13 protein-coding genes are annotated in these 13,077 nt (G+C 46.1%); 8 read left to right on the top strand and 5 right to left on the bottom strand.

All coding sequences use genetic code 11. The annotated features are described in order from the left end of the window. The first annotated feature begins 6 nt into the window (after positions 1 to 6). The 7 genes from AKN87_RS07965 (at position 7) to AKN87_RS07935 (ending at position 6,116) form a co-directional block, all read left to right on the top strand. On the top strand, positions 7 to 1,122 hold the full coding sequence (locus tag AKN87_RS07965; protein WP_053103081.1) for a polyamine ABC transporter substrate-binding protein: 1,116 nt from the start codon (positions 7 to 9) through the stop codon (positions 1,120 to 1,122). Between the two features lie 108 nt (positions 1,123 to 1,230). Continuing rightward, entirely contained in the window at positions 1,231 to 2,316 is a 1,086-nt protein-coding gene (locus tag AKN87_RS07960; protein ID WP_053103654.1) for a polyamine ABC transporter substrate-binding protein, read from the top strand. Between the two features lie 53 nt (positions 2,317 to 2,369). Beyond that, complete coding sequence (locus AKN87_RS07955; protein ID WP_053100613.1) at positions 2,370 to 3,524, top strand: ABC transporter ATP-binding protein; 1,155 nt, start codon at positions 2,370 to 2,372, stop codon at positions 3,522 to 3,524. Beyond that, entirely contained in the window at positions 3,521 to 4,432 is a 912-nt protein-coding gene (locus AKN87_RS07950; protein ID WP_373332115.1) for an ABC transporter permease subunit, read from the top strand. The genes AKN87_RS07955 and AKN87_RS07950 overlap by 4 nt, the downstream gene beginning before the upstream one ends. Then, positions 4,429 to 5,262, top strand: a complete 834-nt coding sequence (locus AKN87_RS07945; RefSeq protein ID WP_053103080.1) for an ABC transporter permease subunit — start codon at positions 4,429 to 4,431, stop codon at positions 5,260 to 5,262. Before AKN87_RS07950 ends, AKN87_RS07945 begins: the two co-directional genes overlap by 4 nt. Positions 5,263 to 5,479: 217 nt before the next feature. Further along, positions 5,480 to 5,782 (top strand): hypothetical protein, encoded by a 303-nt coding sequence (locus AKN87_RS07940; RefSeq protein ID WP_053103079.1) that lies wholly within the window; start codon positions 5,480 to 5,482, stop codon positions 5,780 to 5,782. 142 nt (positions 5,783 to 5,924) lie between these two features. Further along, positions 5,925 to 6,116 (top strand): YgaP family membrane protein, encoded by a 192-nt coding sequence (locus tag AKN87_RS07935; protein ID WP_053103078.1) that lies wholly within the window; start codon positions 5,925 to 5,927, stop codon positions 6,114 to 6,116. A gap of 34 nt (positions 6,117 to 6,150) precedes the next feature. Here AKN87_RS07935 and AKN87_RS07930 read toward each other — a convergent pair whose 3' ends face one another. The 5 genes from AKN87_RS07930 to AKN87_RS07910 all read right to left on the bottom strand — a co-directional run bounded on the left by AKN87_RS07930 (position 6,151) and on the right by AKN87_RS07910 (position 11,550). Then, positions 6,151 to 6,852, bottom strand: coding sequence for an ABC transporter ATP-binding protein (locus AKN87_RS07930; RefSeq protein WP_053103077.1), 702 nt, complete (start codon positions 6,850 to 6,852; stop codon positions 6,151 to 6,153). A gap of 1 nt (position 6,853) precedes the next feature. After that, on the bottom strand, positions 6,854 to 7,525 hold the full coding sequence (modB, locus tag AKN87_RS07925) for a molybdate ABC transporter permease subunit (RefSeq protein WP_053103076.1): 672 nt from the start codon (positions 7,523 to 7,525) through the stop codon (positions 6,854 to 6,856). A gap of 2 nt (positions 7,526 to 7,527) precedes the next feature. Continuing rightward, on the bottom strand, positions 7,528 to 8,286 hold the full coding sequence (modA, locus tag AKN87_RS07920) for a molybdate ABC transporter substrate-binding protein (RefSeq protein WP_053103075.1): 759 nt from the start codon (positions 8,284 to 8,286) through the stop codon (positions 7,528 to 7,530). Between the two features lie 167 nt (positions 8,287 to 8,453). After that, positions 8,454 to 9,446, bottom strand: coding sequence for a GTP 3',8-cyclase MoaA (moaA, locus tag AKN87_RS07915; protein ID WP_053103074.1), 993 nt, complete (start codon positions 9,444 to 9,446; stop codon positions 8,454 to 8,456). 76 nt (positions 9,447 to 9,522) lie between these two features. Beyond that, positions 9,523 to 11,550, bottom strand: coding sequence for an LTA synthase family protein (locus tag AKN87_RS07910; protein ID WP_053103073.1), 2,028 nt, complete (start codon positions 11,548 to 11,550; stop codon positions 9,523 to 9,525). A gap of 216 nt (positions 11,551 to 11,766) precedes the next feature. On the opposite strand from AKN87_RS07910, the gene AKN87_RS07905 reads away from it, so the two are divergent. Next, complete coding sequence (locus AKN87_RS07905; RefSeq protein ID WP_053103072.1) at positions 11,767 to 13,041, top strand: aromatic amino acid transporter; 1,275 nt, start codon at positions 11,767 to 11,769, stop codon at positions 13,039 to 13,041. Positions 13,042 to 13,077 lie beyond the last annotated feature (36 nt).

Genomic DNA, 13,077 nt, shown 5'->3' with positions numbered 1-13,077 from the left:
GGAGCTATGCGCGTGAAAAAAATGAATAAAAGCTTGCTTGTTGCCGCTTTAGGCATGGCCATTTCGGCAGCAGCGCAAGCGGCACAGGACGGACGTGTATTACACGTGTACCAATGGTCTGATTACACCGCACCAACCACTATTCCAAACTTTGAAAAGCAAAGCGGAATCAAGGTAGTGTTTGATGTGTATGACACCAACGAAGTATTAGAAGCTAAGTTATTAGCTGGCGGCTCAGGCTACGATATCGTGGCTCCGTCTAACCCATTTCTATCTAAGCAAATCAAAGCTGGTGCTTATCAAAAGCTTGATAAGAGTAAGCTGCCAAATTGGGACAACCTGAACAAAGACTTGCTGAAAACTTTAGAGTTGAATGACCCAGGTAACCAATATTCGATCCCTTATTTATGGGGCACCATTGGGCTTGGCTACAACATTGATAAGGTAAAAGTAGCGTTAGGCGATAATTCCGAAGAGATTATTGGCTCTTGGGATGCCATCTTTAAGCCAGAAAATATCAGCAAATTAAAAGAGTGCGGGGTGGCTATTTTAGACTCGCCAACTGAAATTTTACCGGCTGCTTTGTATTACCTAGGCTTACCACCTGATAGCCAAAAGGCTGAAGATTTAAAGCAAGCTGAAGAGTTAATGCTGAGCATTCGTCCTTACGTTACCTATTTCCACTCATCTAAGTACATTTCCGACTTAGCCAGTGGCAATATTTGTGTGGCCATGGGTTACTCAGGTGACTTATATCAGAGTAAGTCGCGTGCAGAAGAGGCAAATAACGGTACGCACTTAGGTTATAAAATTCCTAAAGAGGGGGCGGGTACTTTCTTTGACATGATTGGTATTCCAGCCGATGCGCATAATGTTGATGAAGCCCATGCTTTTATTAACTATTTATTAGAGCCACAAGTAACCGCAGATTTAACCAACTATTTGCAGTTTCCTAATGCGAACGTACCTGCAACAGAGTTAGTTAATGATAAAATTCGTCAAGATCCGGGCATTTATCCCTCAGACGAAGTGATGAAAAAACTGTACACTTTCCCTGATTTACCGTCAAAAGTGCAACGTGCGATGACGCGTAGCTGGACGAAAATTAAATCGGGTAAGTAATTACAGTGCTCCCAAGGCTGTCGCTTCTTTCGGGGCGACAGCTTTTTTATTAGTAGGCAAAAAATTGCCAAGTGAGTAACAGCGAGGACTCAGGTATTGCAAAAAATGATGTATCGCGCAGCACTTAGCGCTGTAGTAACGGGTGTTGTAACACTAGCGGGTGCAGCTTCAGCTGCGGAGGTGCGGGTTTACAACTGGTCTGACTATATTTCTAAGGAAGCTTTAAGCAGCTTTACAGAACAAACGGGAGTTAACGTTGTTTATGACGTGTTCGATTCCAACGAAGCCCTTGAGGGTAAGTTGTTAGCGGGTCGATCAGGTTACGATGTGGTAGGACCATCAGATCATTTCTTAGGTCAGCAAATTAAGGCTGGTGCGTTTCAGGCCTTAGATCGTTCTAAGTTACCTAATTGGAAAAACTTAGATACGGCACTGCTCAAGCAAGTATCGGTGAATGATCCTGACAATCTCCATGCGGTTCCTTATTTATGGGGCACCAATGGAATTGGCTATAACGTCGATAAAGTGAAAGAAGTTTTAGGCGTCGATAAAATTGATTCGTGGGCAGTACTATTTGAACCGGAAAATATGGAAAAACTGGCCACCTGTGGCGTGTCTTTCCTTGATTCAGCCGATGAAATGCTGCCTCCGATGTTGCAATACTTAGGTTTAGATCCTAACAGCCATAAAGCTGCAGACTATGAGAAAGCTGTGGATAAACTGTTAGAAGTACGTCCTTACGTGACTTACTTTCACTCCTCACGCTACGTTTCAGACCTAGCTAATGGCAATATTTGTGTTGCAGCTGGTTTCTCTGGCGATGTGATGCAAGCTGCAGATCGTGCAGTTGAAGCCAATAATGGCGTGAAGGTGGCCTATGCTATTCCAAAAGAAGGCGGCAACCTGTGGTTTGATATGCTGGCTATTCCTGCGGATGCGACCAATGTGGATGAAGCGCACCAGTTTATTAACTATGTGTTAGATCCTGAAGTCATTGCGGGGATTACGGAATTTGTCGGTTATGCTAACCCCAATACCGAAGCTAAGCAGTACATGGAGCAAGAGATTTTAGAGGATAAAAGTATTTATCCGCCGCAAGAAGTCTTAGATCGTATGTACGTCTCGCAACAATTGCCTGCTAAAGTGCAGCGGGTTAAAACTCGTCACTGGACTCGTTTTAAGTCTGGTAAATAATCTTCTCTAGCCCCGCGTTCTGTGGGGCGCCTACTCTTGTTCAGGAGTGAGCTATGGCGATTCCTTCTGGGGCTTACAAAAAGGCCCTCGCTAACTTACAAAAGCCCAAAGATGTATTAGTTAATGTTGAAAAAGTCAGCAAGTACTTTGGCGATACCCTTGCGGTAGATACCGTTTCGTTGAAAATTAATAAAGGCGAGATCTTTGCCTTGCTCGGTGGATCTGGCTCGGGTAAATCGACCTTATTACGCATGTTGGCCGGATTTGAAACGCCATCTGAGGGTCGCATTTTTCTTGACGGTGAAGACATTACCGACATGCCGCCCCACGAACGTCCAATTAATATGATGTTTCAATCCTATGCGTTATTTCCGCATATGACGGTGGAGCAAAATATTGCCTTCGGCCTGAAGCAAGATAAGTTGCCTAAAGAAGAGATTGCCGAGCGCGTCGACGAGATGTTGCGTCTGGTGCATATGACTCAATATGCGAAACGTAAGCCGCATCAGTTATCCGGTGGGCAACGGCAACGAGTGGCGTTAGCTCGCTCTTTGGCCAAGCGGCCTAAACTGCTATTACTCGATGAGCCGATGGGCGCGTTGGATAAAAAACTACGCTCGCAAATGCAACTGGAGTTAGTTGAGATCATTGAGCGAGTGGGTGTGACTTGTGTGATGGTGACTCACGATCAAGAAGAAGCCATGACTATGGCTGAGCGTATTGCCATCATGAGTCAGGGCTGGATTGAGCAAGTGGGCTCGCCCATGGATATTTACGAAACGCCTAACAGTCGTTTTGTATGCGAATTTATTGGTAGTGTGAACCTGTTTGATGGTGAGATTGTGGCGGATGATGCAGACCACGCCATCGTGGTCTGCCCACAACTTGAGCGGCCGATCTATATTGGTCGTGGTATTTCCTCGCGGGCAGAAAACAAACGGGTAACCTTTGCCTTACGACCAGAAAAACTGCTGTTAAGTCATGAGTTTCCTGAAGATTTAGAGCACGCAGACTACAACTGGTCCAAGGCAACGGTACACGATATTGCTTATTTGGGTGGACACTCGGTGTATTACGTTGAGTTGCCATCGGGCATGATTGCCCAAGCCTTTATGGCAAACTCTGAGCGAAACGTGAAGCGTCCTACTTGGGACGATCAGGTTTATGTCCATTGGGTTGATGACAGCGGCGTGGTATTTCAATCATGACTATGCGTGACTTTTTTGGGCGTTTTAAGCCTAAAGGTCAGCATCTGGTAATCGGCGTTCCCTTTTTCTGGATGCTGTTATTTTTTCTTTTGCCCTTTGTTATTGTCTTCAAAATTAGTTTTGCCGAAGCTGATGTGGCGATTCCACCCTATACCAGCTTGCTGGAATGGGCGGATGAGCAACTGACGATTATGCTCAACTTTGCTAACTACACCTTGCTTAGCGAAGACAAAATGTACATTGCGGCGTATTTGGGCTCGTTAAAAATTGCCTTGGTTAGCACCTTGCTGTGCTTGTTGGTGGGTTACCCGATGGCGCATGCCATTACGAAAACCAAACCCTCAACCCAAGCGGTGTTGCTGTTATTGGTGATGATGCCGACCTGGACTGCTTTGCTGATTCGGGTGTATGCCTGGATGGGAATCTTGGGCAAAAATGGCTTGCTGAATAATTTTTTGCTCTGGTTGGGTCTGATTAACGAGCCTTTAACTATTCTTAACACCAATATCGCGGTGTATATCGGGATTGTGTATTCCTATCTACCCTTTATGGTGTTGCCGTTATATGCCAACTTAGTGAAGCACGATAACTCGCTACTTGAAGCAGCAGCCGACTTAGGGGCTGGCCGCTTGACGCGCTTTTGGCGAATTACCGTACCTTTATCTAAGAGTGGGATTATTGCTGGCTGTATGTTGGTATTTATTCCAGTGGTGGGTGAGTTTGTGATCCCCGAATTACTGGGCGGCCCTGAAACCCTGATGATTGGTAAAGTGCTCTGGCAAGAGTTCTTTAATAACCGCGACTGGCCGGTAGCTTCAGCGCTAGCGGTGATTATGCTATTGCTATTAATTGTGCCAATTATCTTGTTTAACCGAAACCAAGCACGGGAAATGGAGGGTAAAGCATGAGACGTTTTAGCTTCTCCAGCATGATGCTATTTTTCGGCTTAATGTTTATCTATGTGCCGATGATCGTATTGGTGATCTACTCCTTTAACGCTTCACGTTTAGTCACGGTGTGGGGTGGTTGGTCAACCAAGTGGTATGAAGGCTTATTAGATAATACTCAGCTGATGAGTGCCGTAGGGCGCTCACTGGAAGTGGCGAGCTATACAGCGATTGCAGCAACCGCTTTAGGTACTTTGGCAGCCTTAGTTTTAACTCGGATTAAGCACTTTAAAGGCCGTACGCTATTTGGTGGCATGGTGACAGCCCCTTTGGTAATGCCTGAAGTGATTACTGGTTTATCGCTGTTATTGCTATTTGTCGCTATGGCGCAACTGATTGGTTGGCCAGCAGAGCGCGGTGTCGTAACCATCTGGATTGCTCACACCACTTTCTGTACAGCGTATGTGGCGATTATTGTCTCAACGCGTTTGCGTGAAGTGGATCATTCTCTAGAAGAAGCAGCGATGGACTTAGGTGCTCGTCCTTGGAAAGTATTCTTTTTGATTACTGTGCCGATGATTGCGCCTTCATTAGCGGCTGGGGCGATGATGTCGTTTGCTTTATCGCTAGATGACTTGGTATTAGCCAGCTTTGTGGCAGGTCCGGGTTCAACCACCTTGCCAATGGAGATTTATTCAGCGGTACGCATGGGAGTTAAGCCAGAGATTAACGCAATTGCTAGCTTAATTTTGCTGTTTGTTTCGATGGCGACCTTTATTGCTTGGTTCTTTACTCGGCGCGCTGAAGAGCGGCGCAATAAAGCGATTGCTCTGAGTAAAAAAGCGGCTTAAATCTAGAATAGCGCTTTACAACAGCCCATTTAGTTGCTCACTAAATGGGCTTTTTCTTGGGAAAAAAGCGAATAAATTTTTTCCTGAATTTAAGCGTGGTTATTTTTTGAAACAGGTACTAGAATGCGCCAAATTATTTATCAGTGAAGTCGCTTTGGCCTAGGGCTGGTAAGTAATTTCTAGCTATTTTTTGTAATAACGGTTCGAGGTTGTAGGCATGCTTGATGATGAATTAGATCAAGATGATTTAGAAGTAGACGAAGTAGAAGAAAGCGATGAAATTGAGCCGCTAGATGACCTAGACGACTCAGTAGATGATGGGGATGACTTGGGCGATCTAGGCGAAGATGATGCCGATGAAGTGGTCACACCAAAACGCGCTAAAAAAACTGCAGCGGTAAGTGAGGATGCCTTACCTTCTGTAGAAACTAAAAAGAAAGAGCGTGACGCCTTAGCATTGGCTATGGAAGAGTTTTTATCGCGTGGCGGTAAGGTACAGGAAGTCGATAGTAGCTATTAATTAGCACTCAGCAATCGGATCGATTGCGTTAGGATTAGTAAAGCCAGCTCAATTGAGCTGGCTTTTTTATTAATCTTTGAATACTATAGGGGGTATATTTTTAAGCAAAGTTGTTCGCCACTAGGCGTTAGGAGAGACAGCTATGAAGTGCAATATGGGGTTTTTAGATCGTGCCGCGCGGATTATTTTAGGGCTGGTACTGATAGGTTTGAGTATTAGCAGTACGATTGGCGCGTGGGGCTATTTAGGTGTGATTCCGTTAATTATGGGGCTGATTGGTAATTGCCCGTTGTACACCTTATTAAAAATTAATACCTGCAAAGCAAAAAACTAAGTTTTAGACACTGATTGTTGATTGATTTCATCAGTCACAAGGACGTGGGTTTGGGGCTATTGTTTAGCATCAGAGGCTGATCAATAGCCCCTTCTTTTAAATACAGCACCTCTTGCCCAAAGACCTTAACGTCTGCCTCGTCATGGGTAATTAAAATCATTGGTACCTGTAAGCGTTGTTGTAACTCATCAAGTTCTTGACGCATATGCACCCGCAACCCAGGATCAAGCGCGGCAAAAGGCTCATCCAGCAATAACGCTTTTGGTTGAGCCACTAACGCCCGAGCCAGTGCTGTGCGTTGCCGTTGACCACCTGATAACTCGCTTGGTAGTTGATGCTGCAAATCCACTAAAGCAAAGGAGTTGAGCCAGTAATCAATCGCCGGATCAGCGATGTGCCGCCTAGGGTTAAGCCACCCCGAGCGCAACCCAAAGCCGATATTTTGCCGCACGGTTAAGTGTGGAAAGAGTGCATAATCCTGAAATAAAAAAGCCATTTGCCGCTGCTGGGGGGTTAAATTAATTGCCTCAGCACTGGAAAATAAAGTGCGCTGATTGACTCGAATATACCCATGATCTGGCTGCAGTAAACCGGCGATCATTCGAAGAGTTAAGCTTTTGCCAGAGCCTGAGGGACCAAAAATCACTAAGCGATTACTGTGGCTTTGGTAGTCGAGCGCTAGTTGAAACTGCCGCTTACCAGAACGCATTGTTTTGTGTAGTGATAAATCTAGCATATTAGCGGCTCGATACTCGTCCTGGGGCTAAGCGTCCAGCACCCAGCAAAATGCAGATGCAAACGATTGAAGTGATCAGTACTAATAGATTAGCGGTAGCATCTTGTCCGGCTTGCACGGCTTCATAAATGGCAATGGATAAAGTTTGGGTCTTACCTGGAATGCTGCCAGCGACCATAAGCGTGGCGCCAAACTCACCTAAAGCTCTAGCAAAGGCTAGCAGTAATCCGGCCATAATGCCGCGCCAAGCAAGCGGTAGGGTAACGCGGAAAAATACCGCCCACTCAGATACACCTAATACCCGAGCAGCTTGCTCTAATTGCGGATCCACTGCCTCAAAGGCCGCTCGCGCAGGTTTAAATACCAAGGGGAAGGAGACGATGGTGGCGGCAATAACGGCTCCTTGCCAAGTGAAAATTAAATTGACTCCAAAACTATCGTATAGCCAAGCGCCGAAAGTACTTTTGCGGCCAATCAGCACCAGTAAATAATAGCCCAGCACCGTGGGTGGCATGACCATAGGAAGGGTTAGCAGCGTGTCGATTAAGTCACGGCCAGGAAATCTAACTCGAGCCAAAAAAAATCCCACGGCAATGCCTAACATTAGATTTAAGGCAGTAGCCCAGCCAGCGACCTTTAGCGACAGGCTGAGCGCAATCCAAACAGCGTCCATGCTTAAGGTTGGCTAAAGCCGTATTTGCTTAAAACTTTCTGGCTTTCCGGGGTAAAGATAAAATCAACAAATTGCTGACTTTCAGTTTTTTCGGCCCCTTCTTTGGTAACGGCAATTGGGTAGCTAATGACTACATCCAGCGGCACTTCAAATTGCACTTTTACTTTATCCGCCATAATGGCCGCGTCGGTGGCGTAAACAAAGCCAGTATCTACTTCATCGCGCGCCACATAATCCAGTGATTGACGAACGTTTTGGGTGTTAATAACTTTGGTTTGTAAAGCGTCCCACTGTTGGCTTTTGCTTAACGCTTGCTGGGTATAACGACCGACCGGAACACTTGCAGGGTTGCTGATGGCGATCCGTTGCACCGTACTGGCTTCTAAATCAGCCAGCGTGTTCAGGGTAAGCGGACTGTCGGCAGGGGTAATCACGACTAAACTGTTGCGTACAAAGTCTTGTCGAGTTTCTTTGGCCAATAGATTTTGTTGCTCAGCTTGATCCATGGTTTCTTGGTCAGCGGAAGCAAATACATCTACTGGTGCACCTTTAGCCATTTGCTGCAGCAGGGCGCCTGAGCCAGCAAAGTTAAGCTGTACTTTGGTGTCGGGGTGCTGCGCTTCAAACTGTTCAGCTAACTCTTTAAATGCGTTGGTTAAGCTGGCAGCAGCAGAAACTGTAATTTCACCGGCAACAGCTGCACTGCCTGAGGCTGCAAAAATAGCCGCAGCCAGTAATGAAGTTATGCGTTTATTTAACATATTAAGCACCTGGTTTTAAAGGCTGTAGAAATAATGGCTTTAGAATATCTTGGCAAAAGCGTTATAACTATTAGGCTATAACGATGATCGATAAACAAGCAGAAAACACTGAGCTAGGCCAATAAATGAGCACTTATTTGCAGCAAAAACAGTAAGAAAAGATTGGACTAACCGCCGCTGGCATTCATAAAACGAATGACAGCAATGTCGCCGTCTGTTTTAAAGTCATGCTTTAACGGCTTATTAAGTAAGCCGTGTTGGATTGCATCAATAATGGGTTGATTATCTGTTGGGTGGGTGCGTAGTAGGTGGCGTAGATCAATAGCATTTTCATGGCCAAGGCACAGCAACAGTTGGCCTTCTGCGGTGAGACGGACACGATTACAGGTGGTGCAGAAATTATGGCTGTGCGGGGAAATAAAGCCTACGCGAGTAGCAGGGTGATCTGGCAGTTCAAAATAACGGGCAGGTCCACCTGAGTTCGCAGTGCAAGGCGCGATCGACCAGTGTTGTTTGATCAAGTCGTGAACTTGATCGTTGGTAAATAAGTTTAGGCTCCGATCACGCCCGACATCGCCTAAAGGCATTTCTTCAATAAAGGTAATATCTACCTGTTGTTCAGTGGCAAAACTAACTAAATCAATGATTTCATCATCATTTTGCCCGTGTAAAATCACACTATTGAGTTTGATTTGAGTAAAGCCAGCGGCTTGGGCCGCTTTGATTCCGGCCAAGGTGTGATCGAGCTTACCAATTCGGGTCATTTTTCGAAAACGCTCGGGCTTAAGGGTATCTAAACTGATATTCAGGCGTTTAACACCGGCTTGTTGTAACGGCTTAGCTAGTGCTGCTAGCCGTGCACCATTGGTAGTGAGTACTAATTCAGACAAGCCAGGTAGCGCGCTGACTTTTTTACAGAGCTCAAGCAGTGAGGGGTAAATTAATGGTTCGCCACCGGTGAAGCGTATTTTACGGGTACCTTGGCTAACAAAAATCTGGCAGAGGCGATAAATTTCATCCAGTGAAAGGGTTTGATGGCGGGGTATAAATTGCATATCTTCGGCCATACAGTAGACGCAGCGCAGATCACAGCGATCGGTCAGCGATAAACGTAAGTAACTGATGGTGCGGCCGTGGCCGTCAATCCAAGGCGTCGACATAACAAACTCATAAGACAAGATAAAGTGCAGGCGGCCAGTTTAGCATAGCCGCCTGCAGAGAACGGCCGAACAATGTTTAGTCTTTATGTCGAACGCCAGTGGTGTTTTCCAGCAGGCTTTGGGTTGCGGTTTGAATATAGGCAGATAACGCTTGGCCCATGGCGGCATCTTCGGCGCTTGACTCAAGTAATTGTTGCTGGGCTTGAGCACCTAAGGTAAATGACCAAGGCCTAGCGGGCACGCCTTTGGCTTGTACTAAGATTTTATCGCCTTGGATCAGCGCCACGGTTTGATCACTGCCAGAGGGTTTGATCATGCCAATGCCTGGATCATCTTTGGGCAGACTGAGTAAGTCTCGGCCCCAGCACTGATGCTGCACCGATTGCCCGAAGCGGCCGATGATGGTCGGTACCATATCAACTTGGGTGGCAGTAATTGCATTAGTTGTGCCAAATTTTTCTTGAATTCCTGGGGCGAGCAGTAGCATCGGCACGTGAAAGCGATAGAGGTCCATATCGGTGAGTGATTCTGGCGTACCAAAACCATGGTCACCTAGCACCACAAATAAGGTGTCTTGATACCACGGCTGTTGTTTGGCTTGCTCAAAAAATTGTCCTAATGCCCAGTCAGAATAGCGCATGGCGGTTAGGTGTTGATCTAAGCTGCCATGACCGGTCACAGGGGTAATTGGCAGTTGCTCTGGTAACGCGTAAGGCGTGTGGTTGGAAAGCGTTTGTAAGAGAGCATAAAAAGGTTTAGGGCCTTGCAGCTGGTTCAATTCTTGTACTGCGCGTTGGAACATATCTTGATCAGATACACCCCAGGTCGGGTCAGATACCACTGGATTGATATAGTCATTGCGGCCAATAAAATGAGTCATGCCTTGGTTGCTAAAAAATCCTTGCTGATTATCCCAAGCAAAATCACCGTTATAGACATAAGTATCTTGGTAACCTTGGCTGCTAAGTAACTGTGGTAGGCCTGAAAAATCATGGCCGCCCTCAGGGCTTTGCATCAAATACTCAAACGCTGGCAGGTTTGGAAAACAAGCCATGCTGGCAAACATCCCTTGGTGGGTATGGGTGCCGTTGGAGAAAAACTGGGTAAATAGCAAACCTTCTTGGCTCAGTTGATCGAAATAGGGGGTGATTTGCTCAGCGCTGCCTAAGGCTCCAACATAGCGCCCAGCAAAACTTTCCATCAGAATCACCACGACATTTTTGATCGGCAGCTGGGTGTTAGGCGCTGGAGTAAAGACCCGGCGCAGGGCTGCTGAGTCGGCATCGATCAACTGATCATTGGCAGTTAAGATCAGCTGACGGGTGATTTCGGTGGCCTGCTGTGAATCGAGGCTATTTGGCCAAATATTTTCTCGGTGTGCCGAGTAAGTGGTTTTGGCTGCAGTATAGAGGCTAAGTACTGGATTAAGTCCAAGGTGATTAGCAAACATAGCCGGCGTGGTATAAGCATCGCCCCAGCGTAGCGGCGGGCCTTGGCGCAAGGTGCCGCGCGCAGCTACTACCGCCAATATCAAGCATAAGCCAAATACTGCGTACTCGGTGATTCCCGTTGCTGTAGGGTGAGCACTAAACTGACGAGTGCGCTGCTCGAGACTGGAAAATGCCAGATAACACAGCCCACTGAGCAGTAGCCAAGCTAAGAGCAGCTTAATCACAGGGAAACCATGCCAGAGCATGCTAATTACCGTGCTCGGGTCTTCGTTTAAGTACTGAAAAACAATGCTATTGAGCCGCTGGTGAAATTCGCGATAAAAATCCAACTCAATAATGCCCAGTAAACCGCTTAGGCTACTACTAGCAACCAGCCAGGCAAGCATCAAGTGCCTAAAGTTACGCCAGGGGGCATAGAGTAGCGCTAAAAATAACGGCAACAATAAATAGATGCTCACCCGTAAATCAAAACGTAAACCGTTGAAAAAAGCTTCAAGAAAGTGTGTAGCTTCCGTGTTACCCATCATTTCATGGTTGTAAGCTAGTAACAGACCGCGTAGCGCAGTGAAAAGTAACAGTAAAAGAATAAGACTGCCGACTAAAAAGCGTAGATGGGAGAGCAAGCTAATCAGCGGTTTTTCTGTAGTGGGCATACAAGATCCTGGAGTGGTTAAGAAAAAATGGAGCAACGAGTAAAACGCTGGTCAGCGTAACCTAGTGGATGTGAAAAAAATGTTGTTTTTAGTAGTTGCAGTGGGCCTAAGACTAAGACTAAGACTTTATAAATTTGTTTCGAAGCGGGGGTGAAATCTAGGGCTTTTGTGAGATTGCTGTATGATGCAGGCAGTCTTGATTACAGAGTAAATACTATGAGTAATACAGTAGCGCCCCAGCGTGCGCCTTCGATTGTAGGGGGAGCGATGATTATTGCTGGCACCGCAATTGGTGCTGGCATGTTGGCAAATCCGACGGCGATGTCGGGCGTATGGTTTTTAGGTTCAATTGCTATTTTAATCTACACCTGGTTTTGTATGTATGTCTCGGGTTTGATGCTGCTTGAGGCCAACTTACATTACCCTGTTGGAGCCAGCTTCCATACTATTGTTAAAGATTTGCTGGGACCTGCGTGGAATATTATCACCGGGCTGTCGGTTGCATTTGTTTTGTATATTTTGACCTATGCTTATATTTTTGTCGGTGGTGGATTAACCCAAGACTCTATTAACTCATTGCTCAGTGTCGCAGGACAGCCGTCTTTAAGTGTGGCTAGAGAATGGGGCTCGGTTCTTTTTTTAGTGGTACTAGCCACTTCGGTTTGGCTATCGACCAAGGTGGTTGATCGTTTTTCTACCATCTTATTGGGCGGTATGTTGATCAGTTTTTTCTGGTCTACAGGCTCGATGCTAGGCAGCGCAAAACCAGAGGTGCTATTTGATGCAAGCAGTATACAGTCAGGTAATTTTTGGCTGTATGCATGGAGCGCACTCCCAGTTTGTCTAGCTTCATTTGGCTACCATGGTAATGTGCCGAGCTTGGTCAGTTACTATAAAAAAGATGCTAAGAAAGTCACTCGCAGTCTACTAGTGGGCACTTTTTTGGCTTTAGCTATGTATTTATTATGGCAGGTTGCAGTCCAGGGCAATTTACCCCGTGCGGCGTTTGCGCCGGTGATTGCAGAAGGCGGTGATGTTACCGTGCTGCTCAAAGCCTTGTCGCGCTATATCGCTACTGAGCACATTAGCCAAGTACTCAATGCATTTGCCTACATGGCGATTGCTAGCTCATTTTTAGGCGTGACTTTGGGTTTATTTGATTATATTCGAGACCTGTTTAAATTTAGTGATGATGCCAGTGGCCGCTTAAAAGCCGCAGCAGTTACTTTCTTACCTCCATTATTAGCCTGTTTATTATTTCCAACCGGTTTTGTCAAAGTGATTGGTTATGCTGGTTTAATGGCTGCAATTTGGGCGGCTTTGGTGCCGGCATTATTAGTACGGGCGAGTCGTAAAAGATTTAGCGAAGCTAACTACCGAGTATTTGGCGGCCAGTGGATGATTGGTTTTATTTTGCTATTTGCGGTCTTGGTATTCTCGGCACAAACTTTAATGCAATTAGAGTGGTTACCCGTCTTCACGGGTGAGTAGCTACCCATGGGGGTATCTGGCTAAGCTGCTATACTT

Origin of the sequence: Thiopseudomonas alkaliphila (assembly GCF_001267175.1) — a bacterium.
Taxonomy (GTDB): domain Bacteria; phylum Pseudomonadota; class Gammaproteobacteria; order Pseudomonadales; family Pseudomonadaceae; genus Oblitimonas; species Oblitimonas alkaliphila.
The sequence above is the reverse complement of the archived record's forward strand: the minus strand, read 5'-3'. Positions and strand labels throughout refer to the sequence as shown.